Source organism: Chiayiivirga flava, assembly GCF_014202825.1.
Lineage (GTDB): Bacteria > Pseudomonadota > Gammaproteobacteria > Xanthomonadales > Xanthomonadaceae > Chiayiivirga > Chiayiivirga flava.
The window spans coordinates 110,018-130,213 of sequence record NZ_JACHHP010000003.1 but is presented as its reverse complement, the minus strand read 5'-3'; the positions used below and the strand labels follow the sequence as shown (position 1 = coordinate 130,213).

At 69.1% G+C, this 20,196-nt stretch carries 18 protein-coding genes and 1 tRNA gene; 9 read left to right on the top strand and 10 right to left on the bottom strand.

Annotated elements, in window-relative coordinates:
• Positions 1 to 60 precede the first annotated feature (60 nt).
• The 3 genes from HNQ52_RS09120 (at position 61) to HNQ52_RS09110 (ending at position 2,770) form a co-directional block, all read left to right on the top strand.
• Complete coding sequence (locus HNQ52_RS09120) at positions 61 to 1,245, top strand: CaiB/BaiF CoA transferase family protein (RefSeq protein ID WP_183960833.1); 1,185 nt, start codon at positions 61 to 63, stop codon at positions 1,243 to 1,245.
• A gap of 95 nt (positions 1,246 to 1,340) precedes the next feature.
• The gene (locus HNQ52_RS09115; protein ID WP_183960832.1) at positions 1,341 to 2,228 is read left to right on the top strand and encodes an exodeoxyribonuclease III; all 888 of its coding nucleotides are present in this window, start codon (positions 1,341 to 1,343) and stop codon (positions 2,226 to 2,228) included.
• A 230-nt stretch (positions 2,229 to 2,458) separates the two neighbouring features.
• A complete protein-coding gene (locus HNQ52_RS09110; protein WP_183960831.1) occupies positions 2,459 to 2,770 on the top strand; it encodes a hypothetical protein in 312 nt (103 codons plus the stop codon).
• Positions 2,771 to 2,811: 41 nt separating this feature from the next.
• Here HNQ52_RS09110 and HNQ52_RS09105 read toward each other — a convergent pair.
• The 8 genes from HNQ52_RS09105 to HNQ52_RS09070 form a co-directional block, all read right to left on the bottom strand.
• Positions 2,812 to 2,901 (bottom strand) — tRNA-Ser (locus tag HNQ52_RS09105).
• A gap of 111 nt (positions 2,902 to 3,012) precedes the next feature.
• A complete protein-coding gene (gene serS, locus HNQ52_RS09100) occupies positions 3,013 to 4,293 on the bottom strand; it encodes a serine--tRNA ligase (RefSeq protein WP_183960830.1) in 1,281 nt (426 codons plus the stop codon).
• A 96-nt stretch (positions 4,294 to 4,389) separates the two neighbouring features.
• Entirely contained in the window at positions 4,390 to 4,785 is a 396-nt protein-coding gene (locus tag HNQ52_RS09095; protein WP_183960829.1) for a DUF805 domain-containing protein, read from the bottom strand.
• Positions 4,786 to 4,903: 118 nt separating this feature from the next.
• Positions 4,904 to 5,290, bottom strand: coding sequence for a fluoride efflux transporter FluC (locus tag HNQ52_RS09090; RefSeq protein ID WP_221282031.1), 387 nt, complete (start codon positions 5,288 to 5,290; stop codon positions 4,904 to 4,906).
• 5 nt (positions 5,291 to 5,295) lie between these two features.
• Positions 5,296 to 6,651: an AAA family ATPase gene (locus HNQ52_RS09085; RefSeq protein ID WP_183960827.1), complete on the bottom strand. Its 1,356-nt coding sequence runs from the start codon at positions 6,649 to 6,651 to the stop codon at positions 5,296 to 5,298.
• Positions 6,652 to 6,999: 348 nt separating this feature from the next.
• A complete protein-coding gene (gene lolA, locus HNQ52_RS09080) occupies positions 7,000 to 7,665 on the bottom strand; it encodes an outer membrane lipoprotein periplasmic chaperone LolA (protein WP_183960826.1) in 666 nt (221 codons plus the stop codon).
• Positions 7,666 to 8,282: 617 nt separating this feature from the next.
• The gene (locus tag HNQ52_RS09075; protein ID WP_183961174.1) at positions 8,283 to 10,643 is read right to left on the bottom strand and encodes a DNA translocase FtsK; all 2,361 of its coding nucleotides are present in this window, start codon (positions 10,641 to 10,643) and stop codon (positions 8,283 to 8,285) included.
• A gap of 410 nt (positions 10,644 to 11,053) precedes the next feature.
• Entirely contained in the window at positions 11,054 to 12,121 is a 1,068-nt protein-coding gene (locus HNQ52_RS09070; protein ID WP_183960825.1) for an alanine dehydrogenase, read from the bottom strand.
• Between the two features lie 241 nt (positions 12,122 to 12,362).
• Here HNQ52_RS09070 and trxB point away from each other — a divergent pair, with 241 nt between their 5' ends.
• The 6 genes from trxB to HNQ52_RS09040 all read left to right on the top strand — a co-directional run bounded on the left by trxB (position 12,363) and on the right by HNQ52_RS09040 (position 16,923).
• Entirely contained in the window at positions 12,363 to 13,316 is a 954-nt protein-coding gene (gene trxB, locus HNQ52_RS09065) for a thioredoxin-disulfide reductase (protein ID WP_183960824.1), read from the top strand.
• Positions 13,317 to 13,550: 234 nt separating this feature from the next.
• Positions 13,551 to 14,702, top strand: coding sequence for a GNAT family N-acetyltransferase (locus HNQ52_RS09060; RefSeq protein ID WP_183960823.1), 1,152 nt, complete (start codon positions 13,551 to 13,553; stop codon positions 14,700 to 14,702).
• The gene (gene aat, locus HNQ52_RS09055) at positions 14,699 to 15,430 is read left to right on the top strand and encodes a leucyl/phenylalanyl-tRNA--protein transferase (protein WP_183960822.1); all 732 of its coding nucleotides are present in this window, start codon (positions 14,699 to 14,701) and stop codon (positions 15,428 to 15,430) included. The genes HNQ52_RS09060 and aat overlap by 4 nt, the downstream gene beginning before the upstream one ends.
• A gap of 127 nt (positions 15,431 to 15,557) precedes the next feature.
• Positions 15,558 to 15,776 (top strand): translation initiation factor IF-1, encoded by a 219-nt coding sequence (gene infA / locus HNQ52_RS09050; protein ID WP_183960821.1) that lies wholly within the window; start codon positions 15,558 to 15,560, stop codon positions 15,774 to 15,776.
• Between the two features lie 216 nt (positions 15,777 to 15,992).
• On the top strand, positions 15,993 to 16,250 hold the full coding sequence (locus HNQ52_RS09045) for an acyl-CoA-binding protein (RefSeq protein ID WP_183960820.1): 258 nt from the start codon (positions 15,993 to 15,995) through the stop codon (positions 16,248 to 16,250).
• Positions 16,251 to 16,293: 43 nt separating this feature from the next.
• A complete protein-coding gene (locus HNQ52_RS09040) occupies positions 16,294 to 16,923 on the top strand; it encodes a TetR/AcrR family transcriptional regulator (protein WP_183960819.1) in 630 nt (209 codons plus the stop codon).
• A gap of 238 nt (positions 16,924 to 17,161) precedes the next feature.
• On the opposite strand, the gene HNQ52_RS09035 is transcribed toward HNQ52_RS09040, so the two are convergent.
• Positions 17,162 to 17,599: a phasin family protein gene (locus tag HNQ52_RS09035; protein ID WP_183960818.1), complete on the bottom strand. Its 438-nt coding sequence runs from the start codon at positions 17,597 to 17,599 to the stop codon at positions 17,162 to 17,164.
• A 161-nt stretch (positions 17,600 to 17,760) separates the two neighbouring features.
• Positions 17,761 to 20,157 carry a DUF1631 family protein gene (locus tag HNQ52_RS09030; RefSeq protein ID WP_183960817.1) on the bottom strand — a complete coding sequence of 799 codons (2,397 nt, stop codon included), beginning with the start codon at positions 20,155 to 20,157 and terminating at the stop codon, positions 17,761 to 17,763.
• Positions 20,158 to 20,196: the final 39 nt, after the last annotated feature.

Below are 20,196 nucleotides of genomic sequence, written 5' to 3'. Positions count from 1 at the left end.
TTCTTTGGCGCGGCTTCGCCCAGAGTGAAACACGCGCTCACCGGATACCCGCCCAGCCCGATGGATTCTCCGCCCGCCCCGCCACCGCCGCACGGCCACGGCCCGCTCGCCGGCGTGCGCGTGCTCGACCTGAGCGCGTATATCGCCGGGCCGTACGGCTGCACCCTGCTCGCCGACCAGGGCGCGGACGTGATCAAGATCGAACCGCCCGCGGGCGACAACCTGCGCCAGTATCCGTCCACGCTCGCGAGCGAAAGCCGCGCGTTCCTCGGCGTGAACCGCAGCAAGCGCGGCATCGTGCTCGATCTCAAACGCGCCGACGATCACGCTGCGCTGCTGCGTCTGGTGCGCGAGGCCGACGTGCTGGTGCACAACTTCCGCCCGTCGGTGCCGGCGCGGCTGGGCATCGATTTCGAGCAGCTCACGCCGCTCAATCCGCGCCTGATCTACTGCGCGGTCACCGGCTACGGCGAAAACGGCCCGATGAAGGACAAGGCCGGGTACGACCAGGTGCTGCAGACCATGACCGGCATGTGCGCGCTGCAGGGCAAGCGCGGCGGGCCGCCGGAGGTGATCTACGGCTCGGTGGTGGACTACTACGCGGCCGCGCTGCTCGCCGCCGGCGTCGCCAGCGCGCTGTTCGAACGCGAACGCAGCGGTCTGGGCCAGTTCGTCGGCGTGTCGCTGCTGCGCAGCGCGCTGACGATGCAGTCCGCACGCATGATCTGGGTCGACGGCGAATCGCTCGACATCGGCCGCGACATGCGCTCGGGCGGCGTCACCGGCATCCATCCCACGCGCGACGGCTACATCTACATCTCGGCCAATACCGCGCGCTTCTGGAAAGCGCTGTGCGAACGCACCGGACTCGATGCGCTGGCCGGCGACGCACGCTACGACACGGTGCGCAAACGCGCCGCGCTGGCGCACGAGATCGTGCCCGCGCTGCACGCCGCGCTCGCCGCGCGCGATGCGCACGAATGGGAAGCGCTGTTCGGCGACGAGGTGCCGAGCGCGGCGGCGCGGCGCATCGAGGACATGTTCGAGCACCCGCAGACGCTCGCCGAAGGCATGATCGCGACGCTCGAGCATCCGGTGGTGGGGCGCTATCGCGGCGTCGCGCATCCGATCAAGTTCGGCCGCACGCCCGGGCCGGCGCCGTTCGCGGCACCGGTGCTCGACGCCGGCGCGCCCGAACGCACGCACTGGTCCGACAGCGCCGTGGCACGCAAGCGCAAGGCCTGAGCCGCGCGCATCCGGCCGCGCGGCACGCGTCCTCGTTCCGCCCGGGTTCCGCCGCCGACGGCAACACTGCGCCTCCGCCGACACCGGAGCCGCCGATGAAACTTGCCACGTTCAACATCAACGGCATCCGCTCGCGCCTGCCGCGGCTGCTCGACTGGCTCGCGCGCGAAGCGCCGGATGTGGTCTGCCTGCAGGAACTGAAGGCCGACAGCGCGCTGTTTCCCGCGGCGGAACTCGACGCCGCCGGCTACGGCGCGCTGTGGCACGGCCAGCGCGCGTGGAACGGCGTCGCCATCCTTGCGCGCGGCACGCAGCCACTGGAGAGCCGCCGCGGCCTGCCGGACGATCCGGACCCGGCCCAAAGCCGCTACCTCGAAGCCGCGGTGGACGGCGTGCTGGTCGGTTGCCTCTACCTGCCGAACGGCAACCCGCAGCCCGGACCGAAGTTCGAGTACAAGCTGGCCTGGTTCGAACGCCTGATCGCGCACGCGCAGACGCTCTGGGACAGCGGCGCCCCGGTGGTGCTCGCCGGCGACTACAACGTGGTGCCCACCGACGCGGACATCTACGACACCCGCTCGTGGAAGAAGGACGCCCTGCTCCAGCCCGAGAGCCGCGAGGCGTACCGCCGCCTGCTCGCGCAGGGCTGGACCGACGCGATCCGTGCCACGCATCCGGACGCCGCGATCTACACCTTCTGGGACTATTTCCGCCAGCACTGGCAGCGCAACGCCGGCCTGCGCATCGACCACCTGCTGCTCAGCGCGGTGCTCGCGCCCCGGCTGCGCGACGCAGGCGTCGACACCTGGGTGCGCGGCGAACCCGGTGCCAGCGACCATGCCCCGACCTGGATCACGCTGGCGCCCGTTACCGCGGCCGCGAAGCGCAGTTCCCCGGCGGGCGGCGCCCGGCTGCGGTCTGCGACCGCACGCGATCGCGCGCCGGCCCGAGGCCCAGACCGACGCCGGGCCCCGCGAAGCTGAACGGATCAAAACCGCCGACAAACGGCGAAACTGCACGAAATTGCGTGACCGAAATGACCATTCGTCCGTAAACGGATGATCTTTATCCCGTTTTCTGGAATGCTCGCACGTACGGTGCCGGATGGATGCTGCGCGCATGGACGCCTCGTGCAACCGGACGCCGCGCTGACCACGGTGAGAGATTGCGTCTGCATGAAGCAGATCTATCGTCCGAGACAGGAGGACACGCAATGGACCAACACTTTCCGCATTACGAGATCTTCGAAACGATCGGCGAGGAAGGCTTCCAGTGGCGCTACCGCGGTGCATCGGGCGAGCTGGTCGCCTTCAGCGCCGCCCGCTTCCGCACCTATGCCGACTGCATGGACTCGCTCAACAAGATGCGTCAGGCCGACGACGTGGCGCTGTACGTGCCCACGCGTTTCGCGCTCGCGCGTCCGACGACGATCGAACCGCAACTGCCCCCGCGCGCCCCGCCGCGCCGGAAGGGCACCAACCCGCCGCGTCGCGGCCGCCCGCTGGCAGGGTCGATGGCGCGCTGACGTCGATCGGTCGATCCACGGATCGATCGACGGCACGAAGCTGGCGGAGAGAGTGGGATTCGAACCCACGGTGGACGCAAATCCACGGCAGTTTTCAAGACTGCTGCCTTAAACCGCTCGGCCATCTCTCCGGTGTCTTCCCCGCCGTCGCGGCGGGCACGGCGTGGTAGCCGTGCGACCATTGTCCACGCCTGCGCCGGCGCTGTCAGCTTCAAGCGCGGGCTTTTGCCGGCGCTTCTGCGTCAGGCGATGCGTCCGGCACCGCCGAAGTACGGGCGCAGCACGTCCGGCAGCGTGATGGAGCCGTCGGCGTTCTGGTAGTTCTCCATCACCGCGATCAGCGCGCGGCCCACGGCCGTGCCCGAGCCGTTGAGCGTGTGCACGAGTTCGGGTTTGCCGGTGACCGGGTTGCGCCAGCGCGCCTGCATGCGGCGCGCCTGGAAGTCGCCGCAGTTGGAGCACGAGCTGATTTCGCGGTAGGTGTTCTGGCTCGGCAGCCAGACTTCGAGGTCGAAGGTCTTGATCGCGGAGAAGCCCATGTCGCCGGTGCACAGCAGCATGCGGCGGTACGGCAGACCGAGTTTTTCCAGCACCACTTCGGCACAGCGCGTCATGCGTTCGTGTTCGTCGTGGCTCTCGTCCGGGCGCGCGATGCTGACCAGTTCCACCTTCTCGAACTGGTGCTGGCGGATCATGCCGCGCACGTCGCGGCCGTGGCTGCCGGCCTCGGCGCGGAAGCACATCGAGTGGGCGGTGTAGCGCTGCGGCAGCGTGGCGTCCTCGACGATCTCGTCGCGCACCAGGTTGGTCAGCGACACTTCGGAGGTCGGGATCAGATAACGCTTCATTTCGCCGACCTGGGTGGCAAACAGATCGTCCTCGAACTTAGGCAGCTGCCCGGTGCCGGCCATGCTGTCGGCATTGACGATCAGCGGCACGTTGGTTTCGAGGTAGCCGTGTTCGCCGGCATGCAGGTCGAGCATGAATTGCGCAAGCGCGCGGTGCAGTCTGGCGAGGTCGCCGCGCAGCACGGTGAAGCGTGCGCCGCTGAGCTTGGCGCCGGCGTCGCCGTCGAGCCAGCCGTGGTGGGCGCCGAGTTCGACGTGGTCCTTGATCCCGAAGTCGAAGGTGCGCGGCGTGCCCCAGCGGTGCTGTTCCACGTTGCCCGATTCGTCCGCACCGTGCGGGACGCTGTCGTGCGGGAGATTGGGAATGCCGGCGGCGATCGCGTCGATCTGCGCGCGGATCTGCTCCAGCCGCGTTTCGCTCGTCTTCAGCTCGTCGCCGATGCCGGCCACTTCGCGCATGATCGGCGCCACGTCTTCGCCCTTGGCCTTGGCCATGCCGATCGCCTTGGAACGCGTGTTGCGCAGGTTCTGCAGCTCCTGCGTGCGGACCTGCAGCGCCTTGCGCTCATTCTCCAGCTGCTCGAAGGCGGCGGTGTCGAGGTCGAAACCGCGGGTGTCGCGCAGGCGCTGCGCGGTGGCCGCGAGCTGGGTGCGCAGGAGGGCGGGATCGAGCATGGAATCATCCGGGAGACGTTGAATCGCCAATTATCCGCGCCCCGGGCGCGCGGTGGCAACGCGGGAACGGATCGCTCCGTCCCCGCGCGACGCGACTTACGCCATCGGTGCTTCGCCGAAGCGGTTCGGACCCGGCGTGCCGGCGATGAAGCCGCACATGATGATGAGAATCAGCGGTCCGATGAACAGCAGCGGCGTGAGCAGGAGCAGGAGGTTCCACCAGCCCGAGCGGTCCTGGTCATGCCAGCGCTTGGCGTAGACCGCCAGGCCGATATACAGAAACAGCACCGAAAGCAGCCAACTCCACCACGGGGTGGCGGCGTAGGCGGCCGTCATCGCGGCCATCGGATCCGTGTTGGCTGGATCGACTACAGGAGCGGGCGACAGGAAAGCGATCACGACCTGTATCGCGATCATGACGAGCAGAAAGATCCAGAACGCCTTGCGGCTGATCCGACCATTGAACGAAAACAGGAATTTTCCCCAATCCATATTGTACTCCCCGATGATTATCGTTATCGCGCCGTTGAAGCGCGCGACAATGGTACTAAACGCGAACTGGCAACGGCACGGGACAATCAAGACCTCCAGCGACCATCCAAGCGGCTCGTCAGCCGCGCAACGCGCTGCCGATGCGCAGCCCGAGCCAGATCAGCAGCAGGCTGCCGACCAGACTCGCGGCCAGATACGTGGCCGCCCAGCTCGGCCCGGCGGTGCGGTTGAGCAAGGTCATTTCGACGATGAGCGCCGACCACGTGGTGAGCCCGCCGAGCACGCCGACCATCAGGAACGCGCGCCACCACAGCGCCGACGGGCCGCGCTCCTCCAGCCACACCAGCAGCAGGCCGGCGAGAAAGCAGCCGAGCAGGTTCACCGCCAGCGTACCCCACGGAAAGCCGGTGCCGGCGGCGCGCAGCATCCAGCCGCTGACGATGAAGCGCGCCCCGGCGCCGAGCGCACCGCCGCAGGCCACGAGGCCGAGCTGCTGCCACCACATCGTGTTCACGCCTTGCCCTCGCGCGCGGCGCGGCGCGCGGCGCGCAAGGCGTCGAGTTTGTCCTTGAGCTTGATTTCGAGTCCGCGCGCGGGCGGGTCGTAGTAGACGCGTTCGCCCATCGCATCGGGGAAACCGGTCTGGTCCAGCGCGATGCCGCCGTCGGCGTCGTGGTCGTACTGGTAGGCCTTGCCGTAACCGAGCTCCTTCATCAGCCTGGTCGGCGCGTTGCGCAGGTGCAGCGGCACGTCCTGCGTGCCGAGCTGCGCAACGTCGGCACGCGCGGCGTTGTACGCGGCATAGACCGCGTTCGATTTGGCCGTGCTGGCGAGGTAGATGACGATCTGTGCGAGCGCAAGCTCGCCTTCCGGGCTGCCGAGGCGGTCGTAGGTGTTCCAGGCGTCGATCGCCATCGGCAGCGCGCGCGGGTCGGCGAGGCCGATGTCCTCGACCGCCATGCGCGTGATGCGGCGGGCGAGGTAGATCGGGTCGCAGCCGCCGTCGAGCATGCGGCACAGCCAGTAGAGCGCGGCATCGGGGTTGGAGCTGCGCACGGACTTGTGCAGCGCGGAGATCTGGTCGTAGAACTGTTCGCCCTGCTTGTCGAAGCGGCGGGTGCGGTCGGCGAGCACTTGTGACAATGTTGCCGCGCTGATTTCGCCGCCCTCGCCTTCGGCCAGCTCGGCGGCGATCTCCAGCAGCGTGAGCGCGCGGCGCACGTCGCCATCGGCGGCCTGGGCGATCGATGCCAGATTGGCCGCATCGATACGGAGGCCGCGGCCACCGAGGCCGCGCTCGGCGTCGTCGAGCGCGCGCTGCATCGCCGCGACGATGTCCTCCTGCGACACCGCTTCGAGCACGTGCACGCGGCAGCGCGACAGCAGCGCCGAGTTCAGCTCGAAACTCGGGTTCTCCGTGGTGGCGCCGACAAAGACGATGGTGCCGCGCTCGATGTGCGGCAGGAACGCGTCCTGCTGCACCTTGTTGAAGCGATGCACTTCGTCGACGAACAGCACCGTGCGGCGACCGCCGGCGAACCGTGTTTCGGCCTCGGCCAGCACCTGGCGCACCTGCGGCAGCCCCGACAGCACGGCGGAGATGGCGACGAACTCGGCGTCCGCGTACTGCGCCAGCAGCAGCGCCAGCGTGGTCTTGCCGCAGCCGGGCGGGCCCCACAGGATCATCGAGTGGACGTTGCCCGATTCGATCGCACGCCGCAGTGCATTGCCGGGTGCGACGAGACGACGCTGGCCGACCATGTCGTCGAGCATGCGCGGGCGCATGCGTTCGGCCAGCGGTTTGAGCGCGGCCGGGGCGTCGAAGAGCTCGGACATGGTTGGCCCTGGCGTGGGTCTGCGCTTCATGCCGCCATTCTAGCGGCGATACATTCTGCGCAACGTCGCCGCGCCCCAAGGGGTGCACATCCTTCTCCCGCCGGGAGAAGGTGCCCGGCAGGGCGGATGAGGGCGCCACGCGTGGCATTTCGGAGTCCTGTCAGCGGATCCGATTTTTCTGGCCCTCCTGCTCGAACGTTTGAGTGAGCTTGCGAAGTGGCGCCCTCATCCGGCTGCCGCCACCTTCTCCCGCGGGGAGAAGGAATCCAGGCTGGCGAGGCTGCGGCTGTTCCGAAACGCCATTGCGGCGGTTGTTCCGACATATCACGGAAGTGCTTGCTTCCCACGCGGATGAAACGGGACGCTGCGCAGCGCCGATCAGTCGGCAAGCGGCATCACTTCCGCGCCGCTCTTGACCTCGCCGATCACGTCCACGCCCGCCGGCGGTTCGAACCGGAAGGTGTCCGCGGCAAAGGACGGATTGCGTTTCCAGCCGTCGAACGTGATTTCGGTCCGCTGGCCCAGGCCGTCGCGCATTTCCATGCGCTGCAGCTGACCGCCCGCGAAGCCCAGGCGCGCGCTGTCGAACTGCGCGTCCTCGCTTTTCGGCGCAAGGACCACCCACTGCACGCCATCGCCGGGGCCGCCGTCGGAGACGTCGAACTGACGGTCGAGTTCGGCCGGATCGATCAGCGCCGCGAGCGGGCTCGACTGCTCCTCGTAGCTTTGCGTGCGCACCTGCACCTGCTCCAGATCCGGGTCGTAGATCCAGACGTGGTCGCCGTCGGCGACGATCAGCTGCGGGAACGGATCGGCGTATTCCCAGCGGAACTGGCGCGGTGCCGACAGCGCGACTCGCCCCTGCGATTCCTCGTTCATGCGGCCGGCGCCATCGTAGACGCGCTGCACGAAGCGGCCGTCCAGGCCCTGCAGCCCGTCGGTGAACTGCTGCAGCGTGGTGCGCGCATCGCCGAATGCGATGGCCGGCAGCGTACTGGCCAGCAGCGCCGCGGCGAGCAGAAGGAAGCGAGACGACGTGCGCATGGAGGGCGTCCTCGGAAGGGGTGCGCAGTGTGCCATCGCCACGATGAATCGCGGGCGTGGCGACACGCGCGCCCGCGACGGCCCGCGCGGTTCTCCGCGCCGGGCGTCCGGCATCACAGGCCCCGGGATCGCTCATCGGTGGGCGGATGCGGCGTGGTCAACAATTGATCGAACTGCCGCAAACCCGCACCCGGGCTCGCTCGCAGACGCGCGTCCACACGCCCGCGCACAGGGTTGTCCACAGACTGTGTGGACAAGGCGGGGCGCACTCCGGGGAATGCGCGCCGCCGTCTCGAAACGGGGCGCGCATCGGGGCGATCAACATGTGCTCGAAATGCCGCAAGCCCGCATGGCGCCTTGCCTGCAGGCGTGCGTCCACAACCCGGCGCACAGGGTTGTCCACAGCATGTGTGGACAAGGATGCGTCGCGACGACGCGCTCGATCCGGACGGATCGGCGCGCTCTGCGATGCGGTGGGCGCGCGCGTTGCTGCCGACAGCGGTACGCGGTCGTGCCGGTGAGACGCCACGAACCGCCGCAACATCGAACGCGGCGGGATCAGCGACAACCGGCGGCCCACGTCACCGGCTGTGCTTGCGACCGCGGCGACGCCCCGATCAATCCCGCGGCGGCGGCGGCGCCAGCACGCTGCGGTCGCCGTTGTGCTCCGGCGGCGAAACGATGCCCGCGGCCTCCATCGCCTCGATTAGACGCGCAGCGCGGTTGTAGCCGATCTTGAGCCGGCGCTGCACGCCGGAAATCGACGCCCGCCGCGTCTCGCAGACGATGCGCACGGCCTGGTCGTACAGTGCGTCGCTTTCCGGATCGCCGCTCGACGGCGCGGCCTCGGGCAGCCCGGTGGCGCCGATCACCTGGCCGTCGGCCATCGTCTGCACTTCTTCCAGCACACCGTCGAGGTATTTCGGCCCGCCGGAACTTTCGCGCAGGTGCTGCACCACGCGGTGTACTTCCTCGTCGCTGACGAATGCGCCGTGCACGCGCTCGGGCATCGCGGTGCCGGGCGGCAGGTAGAGCATGTCGCCGTGACCGAGCAGGGTCTCGGCGCCGCTCTGGTCGAGGATGGTGCGCGAGTCGATCTTGCTCGATACCTGGAACGCAATGCGCGTCGGGATGTTGGCCTTGATCAGGCCGGTGATCACGTCCACCGAGGGGCGCTGCGTCGCGAGCACGAGGTGGATGCCGGCGGCGCGCGCCTTCTGCGCCAGGCGCGCGATGAGTTCTTCCACTTTCTTGCCGACGATCATCATCATGTCGGCGAATTCGTCGATGATGACGACGATGAACGGCAGCGGCTCGAGCTCGCGCGGCGCTTCGCCGAGGTCGGGATTGGGCTTGAACAGCGGGTCCATCAGCGGCTGGCCGGCTTCGGCCGCGTCGCGCACCTTCTTGTTGAAGCCGCCGAGGTTGCGCACGCCGCACACCGACATCAGCTTGTAGCGCCGCTCCATCTCCGCCACGCACCAGCGCAGGCCGTTGGCGGCTTCCTTCATGTCGGTGACCACCGGCGCGAGCAGATGCGGGATGCCTTCGTAGACCGAAAGCTCCAGCATCTTCGGATCGATCATCAGCATGCGCACGTCGTCGGGCGTGGCCTTGTAGAGCAGGCTGAGCACCATCGCGTTGACCGCCACCGACTTGCCCGAGCCGGTGGTGCCGGCCACCAGCAGATGCGGCATGCGCTGCAGGTCGGCCACCGTCGGCCGGCCGGCGATGTCCTTGCCGAGCGCCAGCGTCAGCGGGCTCGCGGCCTTGTCGTATTCCTTCGAGCGCAGGATCTCGGAGAGGTAGATGATCTCGCGGTTGGCGTTGGGAATTTCCAGGCCGATGACGCTCTTGCCCGGGATCACGTCGACCACGCGCACCGACTTCACGCTGAGCCCGCGCGCGATGTCCTTGTCCAGACTCGACACCGAACTGCCCTTCACCCCGGGCGCCGGTTCCATCTCGAAGCGCGTGATCACCGGTCCGGGATAGACGCCGACCACCTGCGCCTCGATGCGGAAATCCTTGAGCTTGAACTCGATCTGGCGCGAGAGCGTTTCGAGCGTCTCGGGCGAGTAGCCCTTCGGCTGCTCCTTCGGATCGTCGAGCAGCGACAGCGGCGGCAGGCCGGTGGCCGTCGTGCTGACGCTGAACAGCGGAATCTGCTGCTCGCGCTGCGCACGCTCGCTTTTTTCCGGCGGCGGCAGCTTGGGCTCGATCTTCACCGGCTCGCGCTTCGCGCGCTTGATCGTGTCCTCGCGCCGCACTTCTTCGCGCTCGGCCTTGGCCGCGCGCGCCGCGCGCCATTCGTCGGCCTTGTTCGCGCTGCGGCCGAGCACCCCGCCGAGCGAGAGCACGAAGCGGCCGATGCGGTCCATCACGGCAAACCACGAGATGCCGGTGGCGAGCGTCACCGACACCAGCAGCAGCGCCAGCACGAACAGCGTGGCGCCGAGAAAGCCGAAGCCGCGCAGCAGCAGCGAACCGACAAGCTGGCCGAGCAGGCCGCCGGCGCCGACCGGCAGATCCGCCCCGGCCGGACTGTGGTGCAGGTGCGCGATGCCCGAGGCGGCGATGAGGAATCCGAACACGCCGATGAGGCGCAACGCGGGCGTCAGCGCGGTCTCGTTGTCGCCCTCGCGCCCGCGCAGCGCGGCCCAGATGATGAGGCCGAGCAGCAGCGGCAGCGCATACGCGGCGAAGCCGAAGAACGACAGCGCGATGTCGGCGAAATAGGCGCCGGCCAGGCCGCCGAAGTTCTGGATCTCGCCGGTGACGCTGCCCGAATGCGACCAGCCCGGATCGGCGTTGCTGAAGCTCAGCAGGCATGCGAGCAGGTACAGCAGCACCGGCACCACAAGCAGGATCAGGCTCTCGCGCCAGACCCTGCGTCGATGCGGATTTGCTGCTGCTTTCCTGACTTCACCCTGCGCGCGTGCCACCGTGAGACCGGACCTCAGATTGTTGCGGTTAATTGCTGATGTTACTGCAGGTTGGATGGACTGCTGTCGCTGGAACACGAGGCGGCGCGTATGCCCCCTCTCGCCGTCTCCGCAACGCGCCCGACCCAAACCCGCAACGTGAGCCCCTCTCCCGCCGGGAGAGGGGTTGGGGTGAGGGTCCGGCGAAGGTTGCGACGTTGCAACTCACCTATTGCGAGCCGCGGTTACTACCTGTCGTATCCCACTTTGAGTCGCCTGTTTCGATGGGTCTCCGTTTCAGCGCTTCGCGTCCACACCGGCCTCATACGGAACACTATTTTGGCGATTGCCAGCGCGCCGCTCCGCCCGAACCCTCATCCGGCGCTGCCGCGCCACCGTCTCCCGGCGGGAGAAGGACAGGAGCGGGCTTCGGGATTTGCAGTCGCGGAGCGCGCGGCGCGGAGTCAGAGCTTCATCCCCTGCAACGCCGGATGCACCAGGCGTCCGCCTTCCACATTGATGCCGCGCATCAGCGGCTGGCTGTCGCGCCACTGCCCGCTCGCAAGCTTGCTCACCCACGGCAGGATCGCGGCGCAGATCGCCTGCGACGAGGTCTGCGGCACCGCGCCCGGCATGTTGGTGACGGCGAAGTGGATCACGCCTTCTTCCACGTACGTCGGTTCCTTCCACGTGGTGGGGCGCGTGGTCTCGAAGCAGCCGCCCTGGTCGACCGAGATGTCGACCAGCACGCTGCCCGGCTCCATGCCGCGGATCATCTCGCGCGTGACCACGTGCGGCGCCTTGGCGCCGGTGACCAGCACCGCGCCGACGACGATGTCGGCATTCGCGAGCTCGCGCGCCACCACTTCCTCGTACGGGTATAGCGACGTGACGTTCGGGCCCAGGCGCATCATTTCGGTCATGCGGTCCTGGCGCTTTTCGAACACCACCACGTTGGCGCCGCCGGAGGCCGCGAGTTCGGCCGAGTTGCTGCCGGCCTGGCCAGCACCGAACACCACGACCTTGCCGCGTTCGGTCGACGGCAGGCCACCGAGCAGCTTGCCCTTGCCGCCCATCGGCTGGTGCAGCAGATGCGTGCCGACCTGGATACCGATGCGGCCGGCGATGACGCTCATCGGCGCCAGCAGCGGCAGGTCGCCGTTGTCGAGCTCGACAGTCTCGAACGCGACACCGGCCAGGCCGATGTCGAGGAGTTTTTTCGTGAGCGCGGGTTCGGCGGCCAGATGCAGGTAGCAGAACAGCAGATGGTCCTTGCGCAGCAGCGCGAGGTCGCCCGCGATCGGCTCCTTCACCTTGACGATGAGTTCGCCCTTCTCGTACAGCGCGGCGGCGTCCGGCGCGATCTTCACGCCCACGCGCTCGAATTGCGCATCGGAGAAACCGCTCTTCACGCCGGCGTCCTTCTCCACCCACACCTCGTGCCCGCGCCGCACCAGATCGCCGCACGCCGCCGGCACCAGCGCCACGCGCCCTTCCAGAGTCTTGGTCTCACGCGGAATACCGATACGCATCACTCAACCTCCCAGTCGAATTGTCTTTGCGACGCGCCACGCCCAGAAAAAACGCCGCAGACGCGGCGCGGGCGTGGCACATCGATGTGTGTGGCGGCGCGACCGAACCGAGTGTTGCGGCTTGATTCGGATCAGGTCGGCCCTCATGCTGGAAACCTCGCCGCCGCGCGTGCCTTCCGGGCATCGAAAGCCTGCGGCGAACCGCAACACCCTTCCCGAAAAATCCACCGCACGAGTATACATGAGCGCCTCCAAGCACTGCCGCCTCCTCATCCTGGGTTCCGGCCCGGCCGGCTATACCGCCGCGGTCTACGCCGCACGCGCCAACCTCAAGCCGGTGATGATCACCGGGCTGCAGCAGGGCGGCCAGCTCATGACCACCACCGAGGTCGACAACTGGCCCGGCGACGCGCACGGTCTGCTCGGCCCGGACCTGATGACGCGCATGCAGGCGCACGCCGAGCGCTTCGACACCGAGATCATCTTCGACCACATCCACTCGGCCGATCTCTCGCGCCGTCCGTTCCGGCTCAAGGGCGACAACGGCGAGTACACCGCCGACGCGCTGATCATCACCACCGGCGCCACGGCGAAGTATCTCGGGCTGCCGTCGGAAGAGGCGTTCAAAGGCAAGGGCGTGTCGGCCTGCGCGACGTGCGACGGCTTTTTCTTCCGCGAGCAGGACGTGGCCGTGATCGGCGGCGGCAACACCGCGGTCGAGGAGGCGCTGTACCTGTCGAACATCGCGCGCAAGGTGTATCTCGTGCATCGCCGCGACAAACTGCGCGCCGAAAAGATCATGCAGGACAAGCTGTTCGCCAAGGCACAGGCCGGCAAGATCGAGCTTGTCTGGGACCACGCCGTGGACGAAGTGCTCGGGGATGATTCCGGCGTCACCGGCATGCGCATCCGCTCGGTGAAGGACGGCAGCACGCGCGACATCGCGGTGCAGGGGTTCTTCGTGGCCATCGGCCACACGCCGAACACCACGCTGTTCGACGGCCAGCTCGACATGAAGAACGGTTACATCACGATCCGCACGGGCCTGGACGGCAACGCCACCGCCACCAGCGTACCGGGCGTGTTCGCCGCGGGCGACGTCGCGGACCAGGTGTATCGCCAGGCGATCACCTCCGCCGGCTTCGGCTGCATGGCGGCGCTGGATGCGGAGAAGTTCCTCGACAAGGACGGCTGATCGCGTGGCACGCGCGCCGTCGCGCCCCGCGCATGCCGAGACATGCGCGCTTGCATCGATTGCGTGCAACGCGGCGAGTTTGGCCGCACAGGTTGTCTGTGGAACCGCCATCGAGTTTTCCGCGCTCGCCCGCAGCAAAGCAGGCAACGGCTCCCCCCTGCGGAGCCGTCGTCGAAGCGCCCTTCTCCCACACAGCGGAAGAAGGCGGCAGCCGGAAGGGGGCGTCCGCACGCCATGACCACCGTGCGCCTGTTCCGCTCTCTCGAAGACCTTCCCGCAGCCGACTGGAACGCGCTGCACGACCGCAGCAACCCCTTCGTCGAACACGCCTTCCTCGCCGGCCTCGAAACCACCGGCTGCCTGCGCCCCGGCTGGGGCTGGACGCCGAAGCATCTGACGCTGTGGGACGGCGATGCGCTGATCGGCGCCGTGCCCGGCTACGAAAAAATGAATTCGCACGGCGAGTTCGTCTTCGACCACGCCTGGGCCGCCGCGTGGCAGCGTTACGGTCGCGCCTACTATCCGAAATGGCTGCTCGGCGTGCCCTACTCGCCCGTCACCGGTCCGCGACTGCTGGCGCGCGACGACGCGACGCGACGCCTCCTGCTCGACACGCTTGCATCGCAGACCACGCACACGCGGATGTCGGGTGCGCACATCAACTTCCTGCCCGCGCACGAGGACGCGCTGGCCGGCGAAGCCTGGCTGTCGCGCTGCGACGTGCAGTTCCACTGGCGCAACGGCGCCGACGGCACGCCGCGATGGCGCGACTTCCCGGACTTCCTCGACGCGTTCGTGCACAAGCGTCGCAAGGCCATCCGGCAGGAACGCGAGAAGGTCGCCCGCGCCGGCTTCGGCTTCCGCGTGGTGCATGGCGATGAGGCCACCGCCGCAGACCTGCTCGCGATGCACCAGTTCTACCTGACGACGTTCGCCGAGAAGGGCAACTCGCCGGCGCTCACGCTCGATTTCCTGCGGCACCTCGCCCGCACGCTGCCGCGCCGGCTCGTGCTGATCCTCGCCGAACGCGACGGCCGCACGGTGGCCGGCGCGCTGTGCCTGCGCGGCGGCAACACGCTGTACGGCCGCTACTGGGGCAGCGACGACGCGGCCCCCGGCCTGCACTTCGAAACCTGCTACTACCAGGGCATCGACTACTGCCTGCGCGAAGGCCTGACGCGTTTCGAACCGGGCGCGCAGGGCGAGCACAAGATCGCGCGCGGCTTCCTGCCCGTGCTCACCCACAGCCGCCACTTCATCGCCGACACCGACTTCGCCGACGCACTGCGCGGCTGGTGCGCGGACGAGCGCGACTCGGTGCATCGCTACCGCGACGCTGTGCTCGCGCATTCCCCGTTCCGCGCCGAAACGCCCGCCCCGCCGTGAGCCTGCGCCTGCCGCGTCTGTCCGACGATCCGGACGCGCCGTTTCCGCCGGTGGATTCGGCACTGCACGAACCCGACGGCCTGCTCGCGTTCGGCGGCGATCTGCAGCCGCGCCGTCTGCTCAACGCCTACCGCCACGGCATCTTTCCCTGGTACTCGGACGACGAGCCGATCCTGTGGTGGTCGCCCGATCCGCGCTGCGTGTTCGACACCGGGCGCTTCGCACTCCCGCGTCGCTTCAGGCGCACGCTGCGCGGATCGACATGGACGGTGACGTTCGATCGTGCCTTCGCGCAGGTCGTTGCCGCATGTGCCACCGCGCCGCGCGCGGGCCAGCGCGGCACCTGGATCACCGAGGCGATGCAGGCGGCCTACGGCGCGCTGCACCGACTCGGCCACGCGCATTCCGCCGAGGTCTGGGCCGATGGCCAGCTCGCGGGCGGCCTGTACGGGGTGGCGGTGGGCGGCGTGTTCTGCGGCGAATCGATGTTCAGCGCGCGCAGCGGCGGATCGAAGGTGGCGCTTGCGGCGATCTGCCGCGTGCTGGCGGGACACGGGGTGGACCTGCTCGATGCACAGGTCCCCAATCCGCACCTCGCGCGCCTCGGCGCCCAACCGATGGCGCGCTCGCGCTACCTGCACCACCTGCGGCACGCCGAGCCGGGACGGCTGCCGGTGGCGCCGTGGTGCGACGCGATCGCGCCGTTCGACGCCGCCTCGCTCGCCTGAACGGCCGCGCCGCGTGCCGCGCGTAGGTCCGCGCGGCGCCGAACTGGTCTGGGACCGGGCGACGTGGCATAATGTTCCGTCAATCTGCGGCCCTGCCGCCCATCCCGAGCCTCCGCCCCGAGCACGAATGTCCAAAGACGACTCGATCGAAATGGAAGGCACGGTCCTCGAGACCCTGCCCAACACCATGTTCCGCGTGAAGCTGGAGAACGGCCACGTAGTGACCGCACACATCTCCGGCCGCATGCGCAAGAACTACATCCGCATCCTCACCGGCGACAAGGTGAAGGTGGAAATGACGCCGTACGATCTGACCAAGGGTCGGATCACGTACCGCATGAAGTAGGCGGCACGTCCTCGCCGGACGCGCCGGCGATCCGCGACACGGGGGGCGTGTCGCCGCAAGTCTCCTCTGTGCAGACGCACCGTCGCCCCGTACGCGGCGACGCGCGCGCGTCCGCAGAACGGCCCCGCCGCACCCGTTCCCCGATGCGCGCCCCGCGTGTACTCTAACCGTCGCAGCGCCGCGCGTCGGCGCATCGTCACGCAGCCGGAGCCCGTCATGGCCGATCTCAAAGCCCAGTTCGAGCAAGCCTCCAAGGACGTCAAGGACCTCAGCGAGCGTCCCGACAACGACACCCTGCTCAAGCTCTACGCGCTCTACAAGCAAGGCTCCGAGGGCGACGTCAACGGCCCCAAGCCCGGCTTTTTCGATTTCGTCGGCACGGCCAAGCACGAGGCCTGGAGCAAGCTCAAGGGCACCGCGCCGGACGAGGCGCAGAAAAAGTACGTCGACCTCGTGAAGAAGCTGCGCGGCTGAGCCGCGCCGCGCCCGCCGCAGGCCGACGCCCCCGCTCCGCACGATGGCCCGACGCACGCGCGAACGCATCCTCGAGACCAGCCTTGCGCTGTTCAACGCCCGCGGCGAACCCAACGTCACCACCAACCACATCGCGGACGAGCTGGAGATCAGCCCGGGCAATCTCTACTACCACTTCCGCAACAAGGACGACATCATCGAGCAGCTCTTCGCGCTGTACGAAGAGCGCATCGACCGCGCGCTGATGGCACCGCGCGACCGCCTGCCCGGGCTGGAGGATATCTGGCTGCAGTTGCACCTGGTCTACGAGTGCATCTGGGAATACCGCTTCCTGTACCGCGACCTCGTCGACATCCTGACCCGCAACCGCAAGCTGCGCATGCACTTCGCGCGCATCATGAAGCGCGCCACCGACAACGCCACCGGGGTGATGCGCGGCCTCGTGCAGGCCGGCGTGATGCGCGCGTCGCACGACGAACTCACGGCCACCGCCAACAACATCCTCGTCATCGCGACGTTCTGGCTCAATTTCAGCGCCGTGCGCGGCGAACGCGACGAGCAGGAAGCGATCCGTCTGGGCATCCATCAGGTGATGATGCTGCTGGCGCCGTTCCTGCGCGATGCGGAGCGGTTGCATCTCAACACGCTGGCGCAGGCGTATCTGCGCCCCTGATCGCGCGGCCTGTGCGGTGTCGATGCGGACGCGGCGCAGGCGTTTCCATTTGCGCCCCCGATCTTAGATGTGTCGCGGAGCGCGAGACCGCGCTCGCGCAGCCGCATCGAAGGCAGGCAACGGGCCTCGCGGTCTCGCGGTCTCGCGTCGCCGGCAATACGGATCGATGGCCCTCAAACGCAGAACGCCCCGGCCAAAGCCGGGGCGTTCGTCGCAGGCAGCGTGCGCGGGCGACCGATCAGGCGGCGCGGGCCTTGCGTACCGCGCGCTTGGTCGCGGCCTTGCCCTTGCGGACCACGCGCTTGGCACCGCCGCGCGCGCGCGTGGCGGGCTTGCGCTTGACGCCGAGCCTGTCGAGCACCGGCGCGAGGCGGCTCTCGACTTCGGACCGCACCGTGCTCAACGTCGCTTCCGCACGCTCGCGCAGCGGCGCGACGACAGCGTTCATCTGCGCGCGAACGCGCTGCACGCCGGCGCGTGCCTGACCCTGCAGATCGCCCATGGCGGCCTCGGCGCGACCCTGGAACTGCCGGCCCTCTTCGAGCAGGGTGCCGTAGAAGCGGATGCCCTGCTTGCGCGTCAGGGAGACGGCACCGAGGCCCGCCAGCCACAGATCGCGGGCGTCGAGCGCGGGAGCGGACGTCGCCGCCGGACGTTTGACGACTTTCTTGACCATGATCGTTACCTCGATGAATCGGGAGAGAGATGACCGTCCGTGGCCGGCCGTGCTGCGGGATGTCGCAAGACCGAACGCATGCTAGGCAGCGAGGCTGGAGCAATCACACTAGCGACGGCGGCTCGCGTCGCGTCACGACCGCCGCCGTGGCCGGGGCGAGCTCAGGCCGGGCTTGCGACCGGTCCGCCGGTGAGCGAACGCAGCACGCCGAGGATGGACTGCCATGCGATATCGACGACCGATGCGTGCGCCTCGCGCACGAGGGTCGCGCGCCCGTCCGCCATCGCCTGCGCGAGCCACGCGAGGGTGTGGTCGCCCACACGCTGGCCGCGGGCGTTGACGAAGAGGCAGCGGCCGGTGACGGGGCTGAACCACGACATGCGGCAGCGGCACCGCGCGGTGTCGCCGAGGTCCAGATCGAACCAGGTTCCGAACGGCAGGCGACGCAGGCGTTCCAGATGCTGCCGGGCCTCGTTGCCGAGCGCCGCTTCGGCGGCGGGCGGGTGCGGCAGCGGCGACGCCGCGCGCTCGTGCACGGGTTGCGCTGCGTCGTCCGCAGCGGATGCCTCGCCGGAGACGCGAGCCGCGGACGCGAAGTCCGGTGCGTGCTCCGCCTGCGCCGTGTCGGACCCCGCGCCGCCCGAGGCGGCATCCGGCATGCCCGTCGCCTGCGCGAGCGCGGTCTCCGCGAGCGCTGCCGCAGCGTCCTCGAGGTGACCGACCTGACGCAGGCCCTCGACCAGTACCGCGCGCAGGGTGGACGCATCCGCCCGCGCGGCCCCTCCGGCCTCCGCCTCCGGCGCGACGCCGGGACGCGCGGAATGCGCACGTTGCACGAGCGCCACGGCGGCCGCGACACGACGATCGAACAGCGCGCCGCCGGGGTCGTCGCGCAGCGCCGCAAGCGCGAGTGCATCGGTCCATGCGCCGGTGAGCAGCGCGTGCAGCGGCGCCGGCAACCGATGCGCGCCGACCGCCATCGCGATGGCGTTGGTTGCGGCGGAACGCGCCAGCTCCAGTCGTTCGCGTCCCTGCTCGGCTTCCACGTGGCGGCGCTCGATCAGTGCGGCACGGCGCACGCGTTCGTCCAGTTGGCGCTGCAGCCGCGTCGCCGCGGACTCGAACACATCGAGGTCGCCATCGAAGCCGGATGCGATGCCGTCCACCAGCGCGTCGAGTTCCGCCGCGAATGCCGCATCGCCATCGTGCGCCGGGTCGAGCCAGAACAGGCCGGCGTCGGCCAGCGTGTCGAGCATGCGACGTGCCGGATGCTGCTTGCGGGTGAAGAACCCGCTGTCCTGCAGCGCGACGCGCAGCAGCGGCACCTGCAGGCGTGCGAGCAGGGCCGCGCCGGTGCCGTGCGGCGCCACGTCGTGCAGCAGATGCTCGAACAGCATGTCGACGAGCTCGATGGTGTCCGCCTGCACTGCGTCCAGATCCGGAACCATGCCGTCCGGAATGCAGGCCTGCAGGCGCCGCATCAGTGCAGGCTTGAGCGCGCCGACCTGCGGCTGGGTCTGCGGCCCGGGCGCGGATGTGCGCTGCAGGTCGCGCAACGAGGCCTGCACCTGCGCGGGGTCGACGCGGTGTGCCGGCACCGCGCCCGTGTCGGCGCCGCGCCCGAGAAAGGCGCGCCGTCCGCCGAGCAGATGCCGCATCACGTCGAAGATGGTGCGCTCGGCCTCGGGTGCGGGAACGGCACCGGTGTCGGCAAGATCGAGCCACGCCGCGAACGGCCGCAGCGGCGGCCGCCCGGTGAGTGGCGGTCGTGCGGACGTGTCGGTCACTGGCGGCGCTGCAGGTGCGTCCGCATCCATCTTCGATCCACACCCGGCCGTCGTCCGCTGACGGCCGATGCGTGCCTTCGGCCGGTAACCGGCCAGGTCGGGCAGCACGCCGGCCGCGCGCAGACGCGCATTCGCGAGGTCGTAGCAGGCCGGCAGCGTTGCGTCGAGCTCGGCCGCCACCTGCGACAGCAGCATCGAACGCGCCTCGAAGCCCATGTCGAGCGCACGCGCGGCCGCGCGCGTGGCCGACAGCAGCGCGTGCGGCCCGCAGGCGAGCGCACGCGCCGACGGCACCTCGCGGCCGAACAGGACGCCGATGCGCTCGGCCAGCAGATGCAGCGGCAGATGCAGTCGCGTTTCGAGCCATCCGCCGAGGCTGTCGATCAGCCCGGCCTCCTCCACCACGGCGTTGTCGAGCAGGCACCAGCTGTCGGATGGCGTGTCGCCGGGCGCGTCGGGCGCCGTGCGCGGATTGCGCATGGCGTCGGCCGCGTGCTGCACGGCACGCAGCAGTTCCGGCAACAGATCGGCACGGGTGCGGTTGAGATGACGCAGCGCATCGAGCGCGACATGCTGCTCGCCGCCGCGCCCGCTCTCGGCACGCGCGAACAGCTGGCGGCCGAGACGTTCGAGCGCTTTTTCCAGCACCGGTTCGAGTCGGTCCGTGACCGAATGCATCACCTGCGCGAACAGCAAGGCGGCGGTGCGGGCGTGCGTGTCCGCAACGGTGCCCGCATCGTGGGCCGGATCGTGACGGTGCTGGCTTTCCATGGCGCTCCCTGCTCGATGGCGGGTTCCGTTCCCGCAAGG

Bases quoted from the DNA above. Each gene is read 5' to 3' on its own strand.
- HNQ52_RS09095 (WP_183960829.1), bottom strand. From the start codon at position 4,785: ATGGATTGGGGAAAATTCCTGTTTTCGTTCAATGGTCGGATCAGCCGC.
- HNQ52_RS09070 (WP_183960825.1), bottom strand. From the start codon at position 12,121: ATGCGTATCGGTATTCCGCGTGAGACCAAGACTCTGGAAGGGCGCGTG.
- HNQ52_RS09035 (WP_183960818.1), bottom strand. From the start codon at position 17,599: ATGGTCAAGAAAGTCGTCAAACGTCCGGCGGCGACGTCCGCTCCCGCG.
- HNQ52_RS09060 (WP_183960823.1), top strand. From the start codon at position 13,551: ATGACCACCGTGCGCCTGTTCCGCTCTCTCGAAGACCTTCCCGCAGCC.
- HNQ52_RS09120 (WP_183960833.1), top strand. From the start codon at position 61: ATGGATTCTCCGCCCGCCCCGCCACCGCCGCACGGCCACGGCCCGCTC.
- HNQ52_RS09040 (WP_183960819.1), top strand. From the start codon at position 16,294: ATGGCCCGACGCACGCGCGAACGCATCCTCGAGACCAGCCTTGCGCTG.
- HNQ52_RS09115 (WP_183960832.1), top strand. From the start codon at position 1,341: ATGAAACTTGCCACGTTCAACATCAACGGCATCCGCTCGCGCCTGCCG.
- HNQ52_RS09090 (WP_221282031.1), bottom strand. From the start codon at position 5,290: ATGTGGTGGCAGCAGCTCGGCCTCGTGGCCTGCGGCGGTGCGCTCGGC.
- serS (WP_183960830.1), bottom strand. From the start codon at position 4,293: ATGCTCGATCCCGCCCTCCTGCGCACCCAGCTCGCGGCCACCGCGCAG.
- lolA (WP_183960826.1), bottom strand. From the start codon at position 7,665: ATGCGCACGTCGTCTCGCTTCCTTCTGCTCGCCGCGGCGCTGCTGGCC.
- HNQ52_RS09085 (WP_183960827.1), bottom strand. From the start codon at position 6,651: ATGAAGCGCAGACCCACGCCAGGGCCAACCATGTCCGAGCTCTTCGAC.
- HNQ52_RS09045 (WP_183960820.1), top strand. From the start codon at position 15,993: ATGGCCGATCTCAAAGCCCAGTTCGAGCAAGCCTCCAAGGACGTCAAG.
- HNQ52_RS09030 (WP_183960817.1), bottom strand. From the start codon at position 20,157: ATGGAAAGCCAGCACCGTCACGATCCGGCCCACGATGCGGGCACCGTT.
- infA (WP_183960821.1), top strand. From the start codon at position 15,558: ATGTCCAAAGACGACTCGATCGAAATGGAAGGCACGGTCCTCGAGACC.
- trxB (WP_183960824.1), top strand. From the start codon at position 12,363: ATGAGCGCCTCCAAGCACTGCCGCCTCCTCATCCTGGGTTCCGGCCCG.
- HNQ52_RS09110 (WP_183960831.1), top strand. From the start codon at position 2,459: ATGGACCAACACTTTCCGCATTACGAGATCTTCGAAACGATCGGCGAG.